The 18,910-nt window shown below is 57.9% G+C and carries 14 protein-coding genes and 1 other RNA gene; 10 read left to right on the top strand and 5 right to left on the bottom strand.

What is annotated here, in order from left to right:
- Positions 1-25: 25 nt before the first annotated feature.
- Both J4864_RS09245 and J4864_RS09240 read right to left on the bottom strand, forming a co-directional pair.
- Positions 26-1,072 carry a chorismate-binding protein gene (locus J4864_RS09245; protein WP_211814663.1) on the bottom strand — a complete coding sequence of 349 codons (1,047 nt, stop codon included), beginning with the start codon at positions 1,070-1,072 and terminating at the stop codon, positions 26-28.
- Entirely contained in the window at positions 1,073-1,489 is a 417-nt protein-coding gene (locus tag J4864_RS09240) for a PaaI family thioesterase (RefSeq protein ID WP_007366989.1), read from the bottom strand.
- 480 nt (positions 1,490-1,969) lie between these two features.
- On the opposite strand from J4864_RS09240, the gene J4864_RS09235 reads away from it, so the two are divergent.
- Positions 1,970-3,511: a PD-(D/E)XK nuclease domain-containing ATP-binding protein gene (locus J4864_RS09235; protein ID WP_211814662.1), complete on the top strand. Its 1,542-nt coding sequence runs from the start codon at positions 1,970-1,972 to the stop codon at positions 3,509-3,511.
- 166 nt (positions 3,512-3,677) lie between these two features.
- Positions 3,678-5,219: a PD-(D/E)XK nuclease domain-containing ATP-binding protein gene (locus tag J4864_RS09230; RefSeq protein WP_211814661.1), complete on the top strand. Its 1,542-nt coding sequence runs from the start codon at positions 3,678-3,680 to the stop codon at positions 5,217-5,219.
- A 167-nt stretch (positions 5,220-5,386) separates the two neighbouring features.
- Here the strand turns inward: J4864_RS09230 and ssrA are convergent.
- Positions 5,387-5,787, bottom strand: a transfer-messenger RNA (tmRNA) gene (ssrA, locus tag J4864_RS09225).
- Positions 5,788-6,119: 332 nt separating this feature from the next.
- On the opposite strand from ssrA, the gene J4864_RS09220 reads away from it, so the two are divergent.
- From J4864_RS09220 to cmk, 3 genes are all read left to right on the top strand, one after another.
- Positions 6,120-6,497 (top strand): hypothetical protein, encoded by a 378-nt coding sequence (locus tag J4864_RS09220; RefSeq protein WP_007366985.1) that lies wholly within the window; start codon positions 6,120-6,122, stop codon positions 6,495-6,497.
- Positions 6,498-6,542: 45 nt separating this feature from the next.
- On the top strand, positions 6,543-6,707 hold the full coding sequence (locus J4864_RS09215) for a hypothetical protein (RefSeq protein WP_211814660.1): 165 nt from the start codon (positions 6,543-6,545) through the stop codon (positions 6,705-6,707).
- Between the two features lie 121 nt (positions 6,708-6,828).
- Complete coding sequence (gene cmk, locus J4864_RS09210) at positions 6,829-7,518, top strand: (d)CMP kinase (protein WP_211814659.1); 690 nt, start codon at positions 6,829-6,831, stop codon at positions 7,516-7,518.
- A 682-nt stretch (positions 7,519-8,200) separates the two neighbouring features.
- Here the strand turns inward: cmk and J4864_RS09205 are convergent.
- Complete coding sequence (locus J4864_RS09205) at positions 8,201-8,959, bottom strand: copper homeostasis protein CutC (RefSeq protein WP_211814658.1); 759 nt, start codon at positions 8,957-8,959, stop codon at positions 8,201-8,203.
- Positions 8,960-9,067: 108 nt separating this feature from the next.
- On the bottom strand, positions 9,068-11,665 hold the full coding sequence (locus J4864_RS09200) for a transglutaminase-like domain-containing protein (protein WP_211814657.1): 2,598 nt from the start codon (positions 11,663-11,665) through the stop codon (positions 9,068-9,070).
- Between the two features lie 100 nt (positions 11,666-11,765).
- Here J4864_RS09200 and J4864_RS09195 point away from each other — a divergent pair, with 100 nt between their 5' ends.
- The 5 genes from J4864_RS09195 (at position 11,766) to J4864_RS09175 (ending at position 18,867) form a co-directional block, all read left to right on the top strand.
- Complete coding sequence (locus J4864_RS09195; protein WP_211814656.1) at positions 11,766-11,969, top strand: hypothetical protein; 204 nt, start codon at positions 11,766-11,768, stop codon at positions 11,967-11,969.
- Positions 11,970-12,351: 382 nt separating this feature from the next.
- Positions 12,352-14,778, top strand: coding sequence for a TonB-dependent receptor (locus J4864_RS09190; protein ID WP_211814655.1), 2,427 nt, complete (start codon positions 12,352-12,354; stop codon positions 14,776-14,778).
- Between the two features lie 14 nt (positions 14,779-14,792).
- Complete coding sequence (locus J4864_RS09185; RefSeq protein ID WP_211814654.1) at positions 14,793-16,250, top strand: hypothetical protein; 1,458 nt, start codon at positions 14,793-14,795, stop codon at positions 16,248-16,250.
- A 14-nt stretch (positions 16,251-16,264) separates the two neighbouring features.
- Positions 16,265-17,671 (top strand): hypothetical protein, encoded by a 1,407-nt coding sequence (locus J4864_RS09180; protein WP_007366976.1) that lies wholly within the window; start codon positions 16,265-16,267, stop codon positions 17,669-17,671.
- A 104-nt stretch (positions 17,672-17,775) separates the two neighbouring features.
- The gene (locus J4864_RS09175; protein WP_211814653.1) at positions 17,776-18,867 is read left to right on the top strand and encodes a DUF4876 domain-containing protein; all 1,092 of its coding nucleotides are present in this window, start codon (positions 17,776-17,778) and stop codon (positions 18,865-18,867) included.
- Positions 18,868-18,910 lie beyond the last annotated feature (43 nt).

Here is an 18,910-nt window from a genome sequence, read left to right as displayed (position 1 = left end):
TAGGAGATGATGATGGGCGATGAGGCTAATCGGAACGGAGCAGCTGGCGCATGGTGTCGAGCTTGGCTTCCGTCTCCTGCCATTCGTTCTCTTCAATGCTCTCTTTCAGCAGCCCGCCGCCGGCATACAGGCGGCAGACGTTGCGGGAGAGCTGCATGCAGCGGAGGGTGACATAGAGCATGGCACGGCCGTCGCCGCCGATCCGGCCGCTGAAGCCGCTGTAATAACTGCGTGACAGATGCTCGCTGCGGAGGATGAACCGGCAGGCCGCCTCCTTGGGCATGCCGCAGACGGCTGGTGTGGGGTGGAACGCCGAGAGGAAACTTCCCAGCCGGAGGGCGTCCCTGAAACGGAAATGGAAGTCGGTGCGGAGATGCGCCAGATGCGCTGCACGGGCCGTATAAGGACCGTTTTCAGCGATTCCGTCGGCGAACGGCTGCAGACCGGCACGGATGTAGTCGGCTACGAGCCGCTGCTCCTCCCGGTCCTTGGCGGACCAGGCCCTGTCTGCCCCCTCGTACCGCATGGTGCCTGCCAGTGCCATTGTCTGGTAACCCTCCGCACCGCCCCGGAGCAGGATCTCCGGACTTGCGATGAGCCACATACCGGTCTGCGCCGTATAGAAGAGGGCGATATACGACCGTGGATAGCGCTCGCACGCCTTGAGGAAGACGGTGCGGGGGGTCAGCGTTCCGGCTTTGCGCTCCACGGCCGACCTCGCCAGCACGAGCTTGCGGTATATTCCGGCTTCCAGCTCGCTGTGGAAGCGGATGAAGTCGGCATGATAATGCGCCCGGGTACAGTCGGCCGGCTCTGCCGTGAGGTCGTCCGGCTGCCAGTCGGGGATGGCCTCGAAGCCGTTGCTGCCGTCCAGCGGCAGATGACGGAGGCCTCCCCCCTGTCCGTCCAGGAGACAGGCGGGACAGTCCGTGTTGCAGCTGAAAGGTGCGATGACGAATCCCTCCCGTCCGTCGAGTTCCGGCAGCTGACGGATCACCGCCGGCGGTTCCGGCTGCGTATAGCAGTGGCAGACCTTCTCGAACGGTTCACGATAGACAAAGAACGGTTCCATTTACTTCTCCTGCGGGGTTATGACGTAGTTGGTGACCTGGACGCTGGAGATGAGTTCGCCCGCACTGTTCTTGATGTCGATGCTCCACACGTGCAGCGTATGCCCTTTATGGATGAGTCGGCCGTAGGCCGTCACGGTGCCGCCGTAGGGCATGGCCTTCACGTGGTTGCCGTGGACGTTGATGCCCAGCGCCATCTTTCCCGGGCACAGCGCCATGGAGCCGACACCGGCGAGGTTCTCGGCAAGTGCCAGCGAGGCGCCGCCGGAGAGGAAGCCGAAAGGCTGTTTGTTGCGGTCGTCGACGGCCATCCGTGCCTTCAGCGTATCGTCTTCGGGCGTGGAAATGAACTCCATGCCGAGCGTGCGGCTCAGTCCGTCTTCCTGGTGGATACTGTTCCAGAGATTGTCTATGTTCATAATCTGATCAGCTTAATACTATGCAAAGGTAGTAAAAGTCGGATAGATAACAAAATCCACGGGCGTTTCTCTGGGCAGGGTGCGGCGTGCGGAGTCCGCATCCGCCGGTGCGGGAGACCGGGTGCGCCTGTCCGCCGGGGCTTTCTGTTCCTGCGGGTCTGCGGGTTTCCGGACAGTCCCGAACGTCGGTGTCCGTTGCCGGGGACTGTGCAGGAGGGTGTCTGTATCAGATGCGGGCAGAGAGGCGGGAGGCGGTGAAAGGGGCTTCCAAAATCCGCCTGATTTGACTGAATTGATAGAAAGGCTGCGCTTGATGAAGCCGGTGGAACAAAGAAGAAGCTTTTTTCCATTTCGGGGAATTTTACATAAAGACGTCGCTTTATGAAGCCGGTGGAACAAAGAAAATGTTTTTCCTTTCGGGGATAGATACAAAAATTATGCTTATCTTTGTAGCACCCATCCAACAAGGAGGAACGAACAATGAAATATCCTATCGGAATACAGAACTTTGAAAGTCTGCGGAAAGACGGCTACACGTATGTGGACAAGACGGCCATGATCCATCAGCTGGCCTCCCAGGGAAGATACTACTTCCTCAGCCGTCCCCGCCGTTTCGGAAAGAGCCTGCTCATCTCCACCCTCGAGGCCTACTTCGCGGGGAAGCGCGGGCTGTTCAGGGGGCTGGCGATGGAGAAGCTGGAAAAGGACTGGACGGCCTTCCCCATCCTGCACCTCGACCTGAACACGGCAAGGTACAGCAGCAGGGAGAGTCTTGACGAGATTCTCAACGACACGCTGACGACATGGGAGAAGGCTTATGGGAGAGAGCCGGCGGAGACGACACTCGCCCTGCGCTTCAAAGGCATTGTGCGGCGGGCGGTGGAGCAGAGCGGCCGGAGAGTGGTCATCCTCGTGGACGAATACGACAAACCCCTGCTGCAGACGCTCGACAACAAGGCCCTGCAGGCCGAATACCGTTCCACCCTCAAGGCGTTCTACTCCGTCCTCAAGTCGCAGGACCAGTACATCCGCTTCGCCCTGCTCACCGGCGTGACGAAGTTCGGGAAGGTCAGCGTTTTCTCCGACCTCAACAACCTCTTCGACCTCTCGATGGACGAACGCTACCAGTCGCTCTGCGGCATCACGGAGGAGGAGATACACGCTTATTTCGGGGAGTCCGTCCGTGAGCTCGCCGGCCGGCTGGGCCTGACCGTGGAGGAGACGCTCGCCCGGCTCAGGGAGCAGTACGACGGCTACCACTTCGTGGAGAACGGCGTCGGTATCTACAACCCCTTCAGCCTGCTCAACACCTTCCAGCGGCTGCGCTTCGGCAGCTACTGGTTCGAGACCGGCACGCCCACCTACCTCGTGGAACTGCTCCAGCGCGACGACTACGTCCTGCCCAACCTCACCGAGGAGGTGGCGACGGCCGACGTGCTGAACAGCATCGACTCCTTCTCCAGCAACCCCATCCCCGTCATCTACCAGAGCGGCTACCTCACCATCAAGGGCTACGACCCGGAGTTCGGGGAGTACCGCCTCGGCTTCCCCAACAAGGAGGTGGAGGAGGGGTTCACCCGCTTCCTGCTTCCTTTCTACATGGGGGCGGAGCGCAGCACGCCCTTCTCCGTCGCCAACTTCGTCCGCTCCCTGCGGGCGGGCCGCCCCGACGACTTCATGCGGCTCATGGCGGCGATGCTCTCCGACACCGACTACAGGATCGTGGGCGATTCGGAACTGTACTTCCAGAACGCCTTCTACCTCGTGTCGAAGATGCTCGGGTTCTACACGCAGGTGGAGCGGGTGACCAGCGACGGGCGCATGGACATGGTCATCGGCACGCACGGCTACCTCTACATCATCGAGTTCAAGCTGGACGGCTCCGCCGATGCCGCCCTCCGCCAGATCGACGGGAAGGACTATGCCGCCCCCTTCGCTGTGGACGGCCGGAAGCTCTACAGGATCGGCGTCAACTTCTCCCTGGACCGGCGGTGCATCGAGGAGTGGAAGATCGGGGAATAGACGGAGACTTGCCGCCGGGGAGGGATGGCATCCCTGCACGGCCCGACAGTCCGGAAGCATATACCGCCTGTGACATCAGAACGGTGCGGCCCGACCGGTGATGTCGCCCGCCGGCTCCGGGCGCATATACAATTTGCAACACCCACATAAAAAGAAGGAACGAGCGATGAAATACCCTATCGGAATACAGAACTTTGAAAGTCTGCGGAAAGACGGCTACACGTATGTGGACAAGACGGCCATGATCCATCAGCTGGCCTCCCAGGGAAGATACTACTTCCTCAGCCGTCCCCGCCGTTTCGGCAAGAGCCTGCTCCTCTCCACCCTCGAGGCCTATTTCGCGGGGAAGCGCGGGCTGTTCAGGGGGCTGGCGGTGGAGAAACTGGAAAAGGACTGGACGGCCTTCCCCATCCTGCACCTCGACCTGAACACGGACGACTACCAGCATGGAAACGTCCTCGGGCAGCGTCTGAACCTCGTCCTCTCCCAGTGGGAGAAGCTCTACGGCAAGGAAGCGGGCGAGGCGACCTTCTCCCAGCGGTTCGAGGGGGTCATCCGCCGTGCCGCCGAGAAGACGGGCCGGCGGGTGGTCATCCTCGTGGACGAATACGACAAACCTCTGCTGCAGACCCTTGGGGACGATGCGCTTCAGGCCGCCCACCGGAATCTCCTCAAGTCCTTCTACGGTGCATTGAAGTCGCAGGACCAGTACATCCGCTTCGCCCTGCTCACCGGCGTGACGAAGTTCGGGAAGGTCAGCGTGTTCTCCGACCTCAACAACCTCTTCGACCTCTCGATGGACGAACGCTACCAGTCGCTCTGCGGCATCACGGAGGAGGAGATACACGCTTATTTCGGGGAGTCCGTCCGTGAGCTCGCCGGCCGGCTGGGCCTGACCGTGGAGGAGGCGCTCGCCCGGCTCAGGGAGCAGTACGACGGCTACCACTTCCGCCAGAACGGAATCGGCGTCTACAACCCCTTCAGCCTGCTCAACACCTTCAGCAAGCTGGAATTCGGCAGCTACTGGTTCGAGACCGGCACGCCCACCTACCTCGTGGAACTGCTCCAGCGCGACGACTACGTCCTGCCCAACCTCACCGAGGAGGTGGCGACGGCCGACGTGCTGAACAGCATCGACTCCTTCTCCAGCAACCCCATCCCCGTCATCTACCAGAGCGGCTACCTCACCATCAAGGGCTACGACCCGGAATTCGGGGAGTACCGCCTCGGCTTCCCCAACAAGGAGGTGGAGGAGGGGTTCACCCGCTTCCTGCTTCCTTTCTACATGGGGGCGGAGCGCAGCACGCCCTTCTCCGTCGCCAACTTCGTCCGCTCCCTGCGGGCGGGCCGCCCCGACGACTTCATGCGGCTCATGGCGGCGATGCTCTCCGACACCGACTACAGGATCGTGGGCGATTCGGAACTGTATTTCCAGAACGCCTTCTACCTCGTGTCGAAGATGCTCGGGTTCTACACGCAGGTGGAGCGGGTGACCAGCGACGGGCGCATGGACATGGTCATCGGCACGCACGGCTACCTCTACATCATCGAGTTCAAGCTGGACGGCTCCGCCGATGCCGCCCTCCGCCAGATCGACGGGAAGGACTATGCCGCCCCCTTCGCCGTGGACGGCCGGAAGCTCTACAGGATCGGCGTCAACTTCTCCCTGGACCGGCGGTGCATCGAGGAGTGGAAGATCGGGGAATAGACGGAGACCGTCCTCCGCCTCGCCTTGGTGATTCGTTGCAGACGATTGCCGGAAGCGTTATCACGGAACACCACCCGCTTTGAAACAGATAATCGCCTCAGCTTCTACAAGCTGAGGCGATTATCTGATTGAAACCATACCCTGAAACCCCTTGTTCAGTGTACATCTGGTGGACCTGGTGGGAGTCGAACCCACGTCCGCACAAGGAAACCATACGCTTTCTACACGTTTATTCCAGCCTTCGGTTTTCGTATGCCGGCAAGACCTGGACCACCAACCGGCATCTTATCCTCTAAAGTTTCATCTGTGCAGCGAGGCCTGTACAGACTATTTCCGATTGAATCTGCATCGCTTGATCTCCGGATTCGGAAACACATCCTCGGAGCGATGTCCCGTCCGGCTATCTGATAGCCGGATAAAGCCGGTAACCTACTGTACTTCGGTCAGGCAGCGAGAGCGTAATTGTTTTCGCCAATTAATTTTTCGATCACTGAGATTTAGGAGCCAGTCAACGATGCTCCGCGTGCTTACGTACCATTTCGTCTTGCCGTCAAATCCAAACAAGCCCATGGTGATGAGGATGTCCGAGGAGGCATATCCCGGAAGATGGATCCCGTATTCCTCCTGTCCTCTGACAGATTCCGCTGAATCGGACTGCAAATGTAACCATACTTTTTCAAACCGCCAAATTTCCAGATGATTTTCTGCGGATCTCTCTCCCTGAAAGTCCCTGCTGGGAAGTCCCGGCAGGAGGTCCCTGTCTTTCCGACAATCCGAAAACGGTCTGGAACCTGCCGCCGTGCTGCATATTCAGCCTGAAAAACTTGCAGCATTGCAAATTTGTTGGTATCTTCGCAGACAGGAAGTCCGGGAACGGCTGACAGAACAGGAAAATAAACAATGGGAAGAAACAAGTTCGCACAGGACGAAATCGAGGAGATCGCAAGGCTGCTCCGGCTGAAGAACGCCGGCAACCGGGCCAGGCAGAAGCTGGTGCGCCACGACCTCCGCACGGTCTACGAGTTCAACATCTCCGACTTCAACGAGCCGGGCAGGGCTTTCGGCGAGGCCGACCTGCAGGAGGCTATCCGAAGGGGTGTCATCCAGGTGCTCGACGATGCCACCATTGCCGACATGAAGGCGAAGCGGGCACGCGACAAGGCGCACGACCAGGCCGAACGGGAGCGGCACGCCATCGAGGCGGGCGAGATGACCGACTGGAAGGCCAGTGCCAGGGCATGGGAGGAATGGGAAAAGTCGCAGCAGAACGGAGACTGAGGCCGCAGGAAGCCGGTAACCGATGTGGGCGGCCTGCAGAAGGCCATGTCTTTTGATGGCCGGAGAATGCAGGAGGACAGCAAGATGGAGGAACACGACAAATACGTAAGGTTCGACTGGGCGGCCGGTCGGATGCGTCCCTTGGGGACCTCCTCCGAAGTCATTGCCCGGGCGACAGGCCTCTCCCTTGACGAGATAGCCGCCATTTGACAGCCCGCCGGATTTTGTCATTGCTTCCCGGCTTCTGTCCCGCTTCCCCTCTGGAAGACCAGGGCCGTCCCCTCCCGGAAGAGGCCGGAGCACCCTCAACATCTAAAGAAAACAACGAACAATGAAGAAAATAACCATCGCCATCGACGGCTTCTCCTCCTGTGGGAAGAGCACGATGGCAAAAGACCTTGCCAGGGAAATCGGCTACATCTATGTTGATACAGGCGCCATGTACCGTTCGGTCACGCTCTATGCGCTGCGCCACCACCTCTTCAATGCCGACGGAACGGTCCGCGAGCAGGAGCTCCGCAGGCAGATGGAGCATATCCGCATCAGTTTCTGCATGAACAGGGAGACGGGACGGCCGGACACCTATCTCAATGGAGAGAATGTAGAGAGTGCCATCCGCACCATGGAGGTGTCCTCGCACGTGAGCCCTGTCGCCGCTCTCGCTTTCGTCCGCGAGGCGCTTGTCGGACAGCAGCAGCGCATGGGGGCGGAGAAAGGGATCGTCATGGATGGACGCGACATCGGCACGGTGGTGTTCCCCCATGCCGAACTGAAGGTCTTTGTGACGGCTTCCGCCGAGGTGCGTGCCCGCCGCCGTTACGACGAACTGAAGGCAAAGGGAATGGAAGCCGATTTCAACGAGATTCTCAGGAACGTACAGGAACGCGACTATATCGACTCGCACCGGGCGACGTCCCCCCTCCGCAAGGCGGACGATGCCGTCGAACTCGACAACAGCCATCTGACGATCGCCCAGCAGAAGCAGTGGCTGCTCGCCCAGTACCGCAGGGCTGCTGAATAAGGAATTGCAGGCTGGCTGATCCGTATCGCCTCATACGGGTCAGCCAGCTTTGTTTTCAAGTGCGCGGTCCGGGGACTGCCCTCTGACGTCTTCCGCAGACAACTTATTTTCATCTCATCGGTGTCTGTAAATATTTTTATGCGGTTCAAAGCTGACACATGCCCTTTTAGCTTCTGAAAGATGCCTGATTGACTTGCAGCAGGTGCCCCTTTAGCGTGTTACTAACGCCCTTTTGAAGTCCAATCAGGCACCTTTTACAAACGGTTTAATAACCAGTTGATTGACTGCTGGTTGCAAACCTGTTTTTTGCACGTGTCTTTTATATTCGCAGATGATTTGTCTGAAATTGTGTAATTCTTTTTCAAAATCTTATCTGCATTTTCAACGGATTAAAATGAAAAGGTCTTTGTATCGGAGGATGATAACAGGATAGCCAGTTGACGCTCTTGGCTATGTTTTTGTTGAATGAATCACTCCGGTTCTTCCGTTAAAGCCATACGAAAAGCATCCACACATTTAACGGAAGAACCTTTTTTGTTTTCGAGAGCCTCGGGCAGACAGACTGCAACCGCTGCGAAGCCTGCCCGGTTGCAGCCTCTGTGAAACTCTTCCGGCTGCGGTTTCAGTCAGATTCTTCCGCTTCCGGCTGCTGCGAAGCTCTTTCCGGCGGCATGATTCCTCCTCACGGCAGGGCTGTCAGCGCCTCGATGGTGTTCCTCACCCTCCGCTCTGTCGTCAGCATGACCGTGTCTTCGTCAGCCCCTTCCGCCCCCATGTAGACGGAGGGATTGACATAGTCCATCCTGCTGTGCTGCGGCTCGCGTGCCGAGAAATGGAAAGCCCGGAGCGACGTCTCCCGGCAGATCCGTGCGATGTTCTGTTCGTTCACCCCGCAGCCTGCCATGATCTTCACACGTCCGCCCGCCTGTTCGTGGAGCTGCCGGAGCAGTCGGATTCCCTGTTCTGCTGTGGGCTGCTGTCCCGACGTGAGGATCCGGTCAAAGCCCGATCCGATGATCTCCTCCAGGGCTTTCCCGGCGTCGCGGCACCGGTCGAAGGCGCGGTGGAAAGTGGTGCTCATCCCTTTTGCGTGCGCCATCAGGAACGCATTGGCGGCCCTGTCGATGTCGCCTTCAGCCGTCAGGCAGCCGAAGACGACACCGTCCACGCCCAGCCTGCGGCAAAGGTCGATGTCCGTTGCCATTCGCCGCAGCTCCTGCTCCGTATAGAGGAAATCGCCCCCCCGGTTCCGGATGATGACGTGCAGCCGTGTCTCCGTCAGCACGTCTCTTGCCATCTTTATCTCGCCGTACGAAGGGGTGGTGCCGCCCTCGGGGATGCCCATGCAGAGCTCCACGCGGTCTGCTCCGCCTTGCTGTGCCGCCAGACAGCTCTCCACGCTGTTGGCACAGATTTCTATCTCAAAGTCTGTTCGTTTCATTTTTCAAGAAGTCAGAGAGGAAGTCCAGGGAATGAAGCCGGCGCCGGTTGCCTCGTGGCATGCGGAGGCAGTGGGGTATCGGCTTCACCCTTTCATCCGTGATTCATCTCACAGTCTGCTGCTTGTCTTCACGAGCTGCTCGCCCAGTCCTATCGTATAGCCCTGCGACAGGAAGACGATCCGGTTGAAGGTGTCGGCGATGATGAATACCGGCAGCTGGCCGGCATTGTGCAGTTTCATCTCCCTGGCGATCTCCTTTTGGATGCTGCCGTCCTTGTCGATGCCGAAGACCGTCTTCGCCGGCAGGTTCGGGAACTCGCCCTTCTGCGCCTGGAACTTCCGTGCCTCCGCTTCGTCCTTGAAGAGCAGCACGAACGGGCGGCCCCACTTGTCCAGTTTGTCCTTCATCTTCTCGATGTCGTGCAGGGCATGGTTGGTCGGCTCCTGTCCCACGCCCAGGATGCCCAGGACATAGTAGCCGCGTCCGGTCTGGCTCAGTATCGACACGTTTCCGCCGTCTTTCTCGAACAGGTCCTCGCTGTTGAAGCTGCCGATGACCTTCACCCCTTCGCTTTCCTGCCGGATGTCGAGCGGCAGTGTCGTCGTCTTTCCCGGTTCGATGCGGAAGAAACGGCTGTGTGCAAGGACGCTGCCGTCTGCCATGCGCTGTCCGGTGACGAGGAGGTAAGTTCCTTCATCAAGCGTTGAGCCGTTCCTGAACGTATTCGACCATGTCGCGCCGCCTCCCATATCCAGCTGTCCTTCGTCGAAGGTCATCAGCCAGGTGCGCCCGTTGACGATCTTGCTGATGGTGAAGTGGCTGTAATACTTCGGGTCGTCGAGGAAGCCGTCAGGCCTGAAGCTGAGCACCAGCCTGCCTGTCTTGGCTGTCTGCTGCGCCTCGGACTCAAAGTCCACGTCCACCCATTTCCCTCCCTGACGGTACTGTATCTTCGCTGTCACGGCATCCATGCGTGCCTCTATGTCGAGGCTGCGTGCCACGTCCACGAAGAAGATGTCACGGCTGCGCCAGTCGGTGATACGGCTTTTCCATACGCTTGTCGGTGTCTGCGGAATCCGCATCGCCTGCCCGTCGGGATTCATGCGGATGTTCTTCCTGATCCATTCCACCAGCAGGGCAGGGTTCTTTCTGAAGCGTGCCGAATCTTTGGCAAAGACCTTCTCAAAGAACCTTTTGTAGGGGGCAAGAATCATCTCACTCTCTACGCGCGGACACAGCTGGCTGCTCCGGGCATTCATGTTGTCCTCCAGAATGTCCATCGGCATATCCCGCAGGTCCTTGTCGCTCAGTGTGGAGAGCAGCCGGAGGGCGCGTTCCTGTCTGCCGGCATACTTCTCCACGAAAGCCTTGATGGTCTTCCAGTTCCCGCGTGCCTTTATTATATAAGGTGTGGCTGCCGGGTAACGGTAGTTCTTCATCGTCTCTTCGGTCGGGAACGTGGCGATATAAGCATGGCGGACGGAGTCCTCATAAGCCAGCCGGCGTGCATTCTCTTCGCGCTGTGCCTTGGTCACGGAAGGGAGAGCAGCGTTCTGGGCAGGCGGGACGATGTCCATGTCCGTCTCCCCGGGGATGTTCTTCTCGTTATAGAGAAGCCTGATGGTGACGGACTTGTCTTTCCCGAAGGAGGCCTTGGCATATCCGAACTGGTTGTCCTTGGAGGCCCAGACTATCATGTCGCCCTTGCCGGCGGAGAGGAAGGTCTCCCCCTTTCTGTCCGTGTATTTCGATGCGGCCGTGTAGAACTCGGCGTAATTGTAGATCTTGAAGTCGACCCGGGCATCATCGACGGGCTTTCCTTCCCTGTCCACTATCTTGAAATCAATCCTTGCCGTACTGCCGTAGTTGTCGATAAGATTGATTTCCGTGAAGTTGCTGGTGCGCAGCATCACCTCCTCCGGGCCTTCATAGTCGCCGAACGCACGGGTGTGCATGAGCATGGCACGGGAGGCCGGCTCGTTGAACCAGGCAAGATTGAGGACCGCCTCGGGTTCGCAGGCACCGATGAAGTACCATTTCCCGTCCGCCCAGGCTTCCACCCAGGCATGGTTGTCATCGGTATGTGCCCAGCGGGGGGTATAGACCTGCCGGGCAGGAATGCCGATGGAACGGAGGGCTGCCACGGTGAACGTGCTCTCCTCTCCGCAGCGTCCTCGGCCGGTCCGTATAGACTGCAGGGGCGAGGATGTGCGCGCATCGGAAGGCTCATAGGTGACACGTTCGTGGCACCAGTGGTTCACTTCGAGTATGGCATCCTTCATGGACAGGCCCTTCACCCGTCCGCTCAGTTCGCGACAGAAGACGGCCCGCGAGCTGTCGAGCGGTTCGTTGTTCACACGCATGGGCAAGACGAAGTGCCTGAAGAGCAGTTCGGGTACGGTCCTGCCCCAAGCCATCGTCGTCCTTGTACGCAGGGCTGTGCGCACATTGTTCAGGTGATAAGCCGTAGGATAGTCCGTGGCATCGGCTATGGGCATATAGGCATACAGGAAATGCAGTGCCTCTTCCTCTTCGGGAGAGACGCGTAGGCCGTGTGTGTCATAGAACTTCATGCCGATCAGTTTCATCTTGGCATGGAACGCATTTTCAACTTTCTGCCTGAAGGCGGTGTCTGTGATGAAGTGCTGTGCATAGGCGGTGAAGCTGGCAGTCGCAAGCAGCAGGCTCAGCAGGATTCTCTTCATAGATTTGTTTTTAGTTTTTAAGACTTTCAACAGTCAACAATATTCGTCTGCAATATTCGTAAAAAAAAACAAGATATGCAAATGTTTTCCGTAGAAAATTATGCGATGGACCGAGCAGAGAGATGTACGCAGCGGAAAGAACCTTATGGTCGGTATTTACAAGAAGCAGTACGCAGAACCGTACCCGTATCACGCACATGGCGGATACCGCACAATGATTACTGCCGGGGGCGGTCAGGTGGTCGCACACCGCCTCTTCCCTTCCTCCTGGGGAAAGGGCGGAGGAGTTCCCCAGGGCAGGTGAACCGCCGAGAATCACCAGAGGAAACTCAATTTCACTAAAAGTAAGTATTGTGCAATACGATTTATTCTTTTATCTTTGCAGCCGTGAAATCGTAAAAGATTGAAAAGACAAGACGGACTCCATCTACAACCTTTGTGGACTTAGTCTTGAACCTGGGTAAAACATACGGATTTGCCTTCCCTCCTCTGCAGCAGCAGGAGAGGAAGCGGGCTTGTCCGAAAGCAAAGCAATGCAGGCTGGATAAGCAGACGGAAGATGCGGTCTGAGCACATGGACAAAAATATCAACTGAGAAACAGATGCAATCCGGGTACGTAGAAGAAGCTGTCTGAATACGTGAAGGATGTCATCTGGGCACATAAATAAAAGTATCATCTGAGTATATGAACAAATCGAATTTGAACTATGAAAGGCGGCGTGGCAGACACGTCTTCTCCGCCCTCCTCTTCTGTTCCCTGTTCCTCTTCTCGCCACCCTTTGCCCCATCGCTGTCGGCACATGGGAAGGAACTTGCCGGCGGAGAGGACAAGGATGCCGGATCATCCGTTACCTTCCGGGTCGTCGCCGAACAGTCGCAGGATCCGCTCATCGGTGCCGTCGTACATTGTGAGGGTGTCGCGAATCCTTCTGTCACCGACATCGACGGCCGCTGCGTCGTCGATTTCCGGCGCGCCACAGAGCGGGTGAAAGTCACGGTCTCCTATATCGGTTACAAGACGATGACGAAAGTCGTTGTCATACCGGCCGACCGCACCGTGACATTGCAGCTGAAAGACGACTCCAAGCTGCTGGACAACGTGACGGTCACGGCACAGAAACGCCATACAAGCGTGTTGCAGCAGTCGTCGGCCATCAGTCAGGAAGCACTGGAGAAAGGCGGGGCCACCTCCCTGGCGAAGCTGCTTGAGACCGTCCCCGGCGTGAGTTCCATCAGTACGGGAAACACGATTGCAAAGCCGGTCATACAGGGAATGCACAGCAGCCGTATTCTCTTGATGAACAATGGCGTGCGTCTGGAGAGCCAGAGCTGGGGCGCCGACCATGCGCCCGAGCTGGACTATACGGGGTCGAGCATGGTGGAAGTGGTGAAGGGAGCAGAGTGCATCCGTTACGGTTTCGGCGCCATGGGCGGTGTCGTTCTGCTGAACGACGCCCCCCTGCCTTACGACAACAAGAAGATAAAGGTCAGCGGAAACGTCAACATGGGCTACGACACCAACGCACGCGGCTTCAGCGGGTCGGGCAGCGTAGAGACCGGCTACAGGAAGTTCGGTCTGCGACTGCACGGAATGTACACCAAGGGCGGCGACTACCATACGGCCGACTACGTGCTGAACAACACCGGCTACAACACCGTCAGCCTGTCGGCTCTTGCCGGCTGGCAGGGCAGGAAACTGACGGCGACCCTCTTCACGAGTATCTATTACCAGCGCAGCGGCATCTATTATGCCAGCAAGATTTCCGACCTGTCACAGCTGATCAAACGCTTTGAATACGGCCGGCCTGACCCGGAGACGGTCAAGCCCTTCTCCTACGAGATCAAGCCTCCTTTCCAGCAGTCGCAGCACGTGACGTTGAAGGGGGAGCTGAAATGGAACATCAGCCAGAACCATCAGCTCGACTTCACGCTGTCGTTCCAGGAGAACCTGCGCCAGGAGTTCGAGAACAGGAAGAAGGCGCAGTGGAGCTGGATTCCGGTGCAGGACCTGATGCTGAAGACCTACAAGTTCGATGTGCTCTGGCACGCGAAGTGGAAACTGTGGAAGATGACGACGGATGCCGGGCTCTCCAACACCTACCAGACCAACTTCAACTATCCCGGCACCAAGCAGCCGGCTTTCGTGCCCAACTTCGCTGCCCTTTCCATGGGCGGATACTTCCTGCACAAGGCGGAATTCGGCAGGCTGCAGTGTGCGCTGGGCATGCGCTACGACTTCCGGGTGCTGTCCGTGAACGGCTACAGCAGCCTGAGCAACTACACTTACTATGATGACTTCAAGCTCTACAGCAACTTCACGATGAGTTTCGCCACGCATTACCAGTTCAGCGACAAGTGGGACGCACGTGCCAATATCGGCTGGTCATGGCGGCCGCCCGACATCAACGAACTTTACGCCATCGGCCTGCAGGACGGTTCCTACTGGGTGGTAGGCAACAAGAACCTTGCCAGTGAACGCGGCTACAAACTCGTGCTGGGTACGAAATACCGCAACACATGGTTCTCCATAGAACCGAGCTTCTTCTTCCAGCGCATCAACAGCTACATTTACGACCACATCGGGACCGGCAAGGACCGCTTCCACAACCACCCCAGCGGCAAATATCCGAAGTTCATCTACGACCAGGACGACGTGAAACTCTATGGCGGTGACATCGAGGCGACGGTAAAGCCCGTTCAGGGACTCACCTTCGTGGGCAAGGGCGAATGGATGTTCGCACGCAACATCACCCACGACGACTGGCTGCCTTTCATGCCCTCCGACCGCTACGGCCTCTCCGCCACCTACGATCTGCCGCTGACGAAGGACCACAAGTACCGTTCGTCGCTCTCACTGTCGGGCATCTACGTCACGAAGCAGACACGCTTCGACCCGGACAAAGACCTCGTCCCCGACTCGCCGCCGGCTTACTTCCTGCTGAACGGCACGGCGGAGTTCCGCATCGGACTGCCGCAGAAGCGGGAGCTGAAGTTCATGGTCGTCGGAGAGAACATCCTCAACGCACTCTACAAGGAGTACACCGACCGCTTCAGGTACTACGCCCACGAGCGTGGGGCGAACTTCTCCTTGCGAACATTGTTTAAGTTCTAAATAACAGGAAAAATATGAAACAGCATAAAAACATACGGCTTCTGTCGGCCGTCATGGCCGCAGGACTGCTCTTCGCAGGCTGCTCCAACGACCGCGTGGACGACTTCTTCAAGAAGATCGTACAGGCACCTCCTTCGTCCATCGAACGTGACGTGAAGGGACACGAACAGATCTATGCCGTGCATGCCATCCTGAGAATGGGTTACAAAGGCGGCATGATCGGCGTAGGACCTGACGGCAACGACTCGGTACAGGCCTACAACACCTATCATCTTGTCAGCAGTGCCACGTCCATCCCTGTCATGCAGGAGATTGACATAGCCAAGGATGACGACGGACAGATGACCATCACGACCGAGCGCGACTGCTTCGACGTGATTGCTTCGGACGACATCTATTACGGACTGGAACTGAAGTATTACGACCAGAACGGCATGCTGATCAACCACCAGTTCTCCGGTTATCCTTTCACAAAGGACAAGGAGGGCGTCAACATCCCCGACGAAGACAATGCGACGCTCCTGGTCCACCAGCATTTCTTCGGCATCGGCAACGCATCGCTGGACAAGGAGGTGGCAGACAGCACTTCCGCCGGACACGGACAGCAGGTGCGCGGCCTGCAGATGGCCTACCCACGCTCTCTGGCGGCACAGCCTACCTATTACGACCGCTATACCTTCCGTGCGAAAGACGGCAATCCGGAACCGGCAACCAAGTTCTCCACCTCGAACATCTATGCCCCTGACGGATTCGTACTGGGGAAAAACCAGGTGCCGTTTGATGTCGACCTGGCCTGGAAAGCCATCGAGGTGTCTGGGAAACCGGAAGCTCTGCAGCCTTACACAGTCGGCGGAAAGACCTACCGCCTCTTCAAGACAATCGACCCGATGGAGCTGAACAGGATCACCCCGGAGATTTTCACCTACGAATACCGGGACACCGACCCTGTGGAAGAGGAACTGGGCAAGCTCTTTACCGAGGCCTACAACGACGACTTCACCGACCCTGATACCGAAGCGCCGCGCCAGCGGTACGGCCACACGGTAGGCTTCCTCCGCCAGAAGCGCAGCCTCGATGTAGGCTCGGACATGGACCGCCTCGGCTTCAAGGGCGTGATGCAGTTCCACCGGGCCGACATCGCTTTCCAGCTGCAGGTGCGCATCTGCCATATCATGAACAAGGGGCAGCAGCACGCAGGAGAGTCGGAGAAGCCGGCGAAATACTGCAATACGAACAACAGCGAGCACGGATTCCTGTGGGACTTCAACCAGCTGCAGCCGGGCTGGGACAGCTTCGACATTGACTATCCGCTCTCTGTCCGTGTGATAGCGAACACGAAGGACGGAGAAGACAAGTGCTTTGAAGACGTAAAGCGGTTCTATCCGGCAGCCGACAAGGCGCAGCTGTGGCGTATGCTTACGCAGCCCCGCGACTTCTTCATACAGTACAGACAGAACGTAGTATTGATGTAAAAAAGATTGGGAAGATGAACAAGCTATTCAAGAATATTCTTTTGCTGTCGGCTGCCGCCCTGCTCTTCACGGCGTGCGACGACTTCGTTTTCGGCAACGTACACGTCGATTACAATGAGAACCCGCTGGGCGCAAAGGGCGTCGCCCGCAGCGGAGCCGACCGCTACGTGGACAGCCTGTCGAAAGTGAAGGTGTCCGGCGACATGGCGAACCCCGACCCCGACGGCGCCTTCAACGGATGGGCAACCTGCCTGGCGATGTTCAAGGAGGGACATTCGCACGGCGATGCCCTGATGCACGGCAACTTTGTCTATCAGAACGCTCCCTGGAAACAGGAAGAGTTCGTCATCGTACACAACAACACCGGCAAATGGCCGACGGTGGACGTGCAGCGGCAGAGCACGGTGACCTATCTGGAACAGGCCGACGGGAAGACGGGGCCTGACTACATCCGCATCATCGGCGGCAAGCTGAAACGATGGGGACTCTGCCTGTACTTCTTCAACAAGGAGGGAAGGCTGATGAACGATGACATCCTGAACCGTTCGGACGAATACCAGATATTCTTCACCGTGAGCGAGGTGGACGACAAGGGGAATCCCTACGAGGTGATGGACTGCCGCGGGACGTGGAAGCCGAACAGGGACAAGTTCGGCGACTGGAAGAAAGGCGGAACGGTCGACACGACCCCTGTCCCGTCACCGTACTTCGCCAACTCGAAGACGTGGAAGGAAAGGGCCGGCCTGACTCCCAAGATCTTCGAGTACACCTATCGTGACACATGGATCCAGGATGCCATGGCCGACGGCGCACGCGAACTGTTCAACCAGCGGCTGCTCCCGCCGCTGACACGCGAGGATGCCGACTGGGCCGTCGCACCTTACGACCAGGACCGTGTCGGGCTGAAGGGGCACTTCAACTTCGACATCGAGGCCGACGAGAACGACGCCCTCCATCAGGAATGGCCGTTGGAAATCACGCGTCGTACGGATCCTGCTACGGGCGAGGCGGGCCGTTACACACGTCCGTCCTATCTCCTGCCTAAGTTCTATCTCTCCGTGCGGGTGATGAAATGCCCGAAAGGGAAGAAGGCGCTGATACCGAAAGAGGAGTATCTGAACCGTCACTCCACCTACGTCTTCCGCAGTCCGTTCATCTGTTCGGAATTCTACAACCCGGACGAGCCGAAGGAGTACGGGGCCGACTCGGAATGGAAGGAGCTGTTCCGGTTCAACATCCCCATCAAGGTGTTCTGCAGCAGTTTCGACACGGATCCTACGACCATCGACCCCAACGACCCGCTCTACTTCTACTTAGGACACGAAATCGGTCTGTCGCCGCTCGACGCGCTGGAGGCCGCACAGAATGTCCAGACGCACGGAATCGGCGGCGGATCAGGCTTCGGCAACTGGTTCCTGTAGACAGGATGCAGGTTCCCGACCGGCCGGGAACGGCATTCCCGGGCACTGGGAACAGCCTTCCCTGACGGTCGGGAACAGAATAAAACGTATAATCATCAAAGAATATGACAAAGCAAATGATACAAAAGAGACTGACCGCATACCTGCTCCTCGGCCTGATGTTATTCGGCCTGGGCAGCTGTACGCGCAACGAAATGCCCGTGAAGCAGTCCACCTCAAAGACGAAGCTGGACCACCTTATCATCAAGGAAGTGTTCTACGTAGGACATTACTGGTACCGTGACGTGAAGGCATGGGGCATGAAGAACATGAACCAGATGTACAACGACGACCAGTACATCGCCATTTACAATCCTACCGGCGAGGTGAAATACCTGGACGGACTGGCTCTGTGCGACAATGCCATCGACCCGAGCAAGGCGATACAGTTCGCCCCGAAGGACGACTTCGTCAACCGCTATTACGGAGCGGCGGGCATCTCCTATTTCCCCGGAAAGGGCAATGACTATCCCGTAAAGCCGGGGCAGACCGTCATCGTGGCGAAGTATGCCATCGACCACAAGGCGCGCTTCGAGTCGGAACTGGAGGGGGAAGACCTGAAGATGTATGGCGGACTGGGGGCTTTCCTGGACCTGAGCAAGGCCGACTTTGAATGGACGAACATCAACTACGACCCCGGACACAAGAACAATCCGGATGTGCCGGACCTGAACGCCATTCTCACATCGACGGACAGCAAGGGCAACATCGGTCCTTCCTACGAGTTCTCCAACATATCGGAGAGCAACGGCATCGCCTTGATAAAACTGCCCTGGACACCCGAGGACTTCCGGAAGAACTACGCCGACACCAAAGACGGGAAAGGCTATCTGCACTACATTACCGTCACGAGCAGTGCTTTCGGCGATTTCTATGCGATAGAGATTCCCTTTGAGAACGTCATCGACTGCATCACCATCTGCCCGCGCCGTATGTTCCAGATGCGCCCGAGCAAGCTGGACCGTGGATACAATGCCGTCACGGACGTGTCGTCCGCCAGCATGAAACAGAGCGATTACCCCATTTTCTCCGGACTTGCGCTGATGAGGAAATGGGACGGAAAGAAGTTCGTGGACGACAACAATACCACTGCCGACTTTGAAGTGAAAGTCGCCTCGCTGTCGAGGAAGGACAGCAAGGGGAATGCGGTAAAGTAGGGTGCTTTCCCTACTTTATCCGCCCGTGGTTGCCTGTGCTCGC

The sequence above is a fragment of the Prevotella multiformis genome, from assembly GCF_018127985.1.
Lineage (GTDB): Bacteria > Bacteroidota > Bacteroidia > Bacteroidales > Bacteroidaceae > Prevotella > Prevotella multiformis.
Note: the sequence above shows the minus strand (reverse complement) of the source record. Positions and strands in the feature narration are given on the sequence as shown.

Bases quoted from the DNA above. Each gene is read 5' to 3' on its own strand.
- J4864_RS09245 (WP_211814663.1), bottom strand. From the start codon at position 1,072: ATGGAACCGTTCTTTGTCTATCGTGAACCGTTCGAGAAGGTCTGCCAC.
- J4864_RS09240 (WP_007366989.1), bottom strand. From the start codon at position 1,489: ATGAACATAGACAATCTCTGGAACAGTATCCACCAGGAAGACGGACTG.
- J4864_RS09235 (WP_211814662.1), top strand. From the start codon at position 1,970: ATGAAATATCCTATCGGAATACAGAACTTTGAAAGTCTGCGGAAAGAC.
- J4864_RS09230 (WP_211814661.1), top strand. From the start codon at position 3,678: ATGAAATACCCTATCGGAATACAGAACTTTGAAAGTCTGCGGAAAGAC.
- J4864_RS09220 (WP_007366985.1), top strand. From the start codon at position 6,120: ATGGGAAGAAACAAGTTCGCACAGGACGAAATCGAGGAGATCGCAAGG.
- J4864_RS09215 (WP_211814660.1), top strand. From the start codon at position 6,543: ATGTCTTTTGATGGCCGGAGAATGCAGGAGGACAGCAAGATGGAGGAA.
- cmk (WP_211814659.1), top strand. From the start codon at position 6,829: ATGAAGAAAATAACCATCGCCATCGACGGCTTCTCCTCCTGTGGGAAG.
- J4864_RS09205 (WP_211814658.1), bottom strand. From the start codon at position 8,959: ATGAAACGAACAGACTTTGAGATAGAAATCTGTGCCAACAGCGTGGAG.
- J4864_RS09200 (WP_211814657.1), bottom strand. From the start codon at position 11,665: ATGAAGAGAATCCTGCTGAGCCTGCTGCTTGCGACTGCCAGCTTCACC.
- J4864_RS09195 (WP_211814656.1), top strand. From the start codon at position 11,766: ATGCGATGGACCGAGCAGAGAGATGTACGCAGCGGAAAGAACCTTATG.
- J4864_RS09190 (WP_211814655.1), top strand. From the start codon at position 12,352: ATGAACAAATCGAATTTGAACTATGAAAGGCGGCGTGGCAGACACGTC.
- J4864_RS09185 (WP_211814654.1), top strand. From the start codon at position 14,793: ATGAAACAGCATAAAAACATACGGCTTCTGTCGGCCGTCATGGCCGCA.
- J4864_RS09180 (WP_007366976.1), top strand. From the start codon at position 16,265: ATGAACAAGCTATTCAAGAATATTCTTTTGCTGTCGGCTGCCGCCCTG.
- J4864_RS09175 (WP_211814653.1), top strand. From the start codon at position 17,776: ATGACAAAGCAAATGATACAAAAGAGACTGACCGCATACCTGCTCCTC.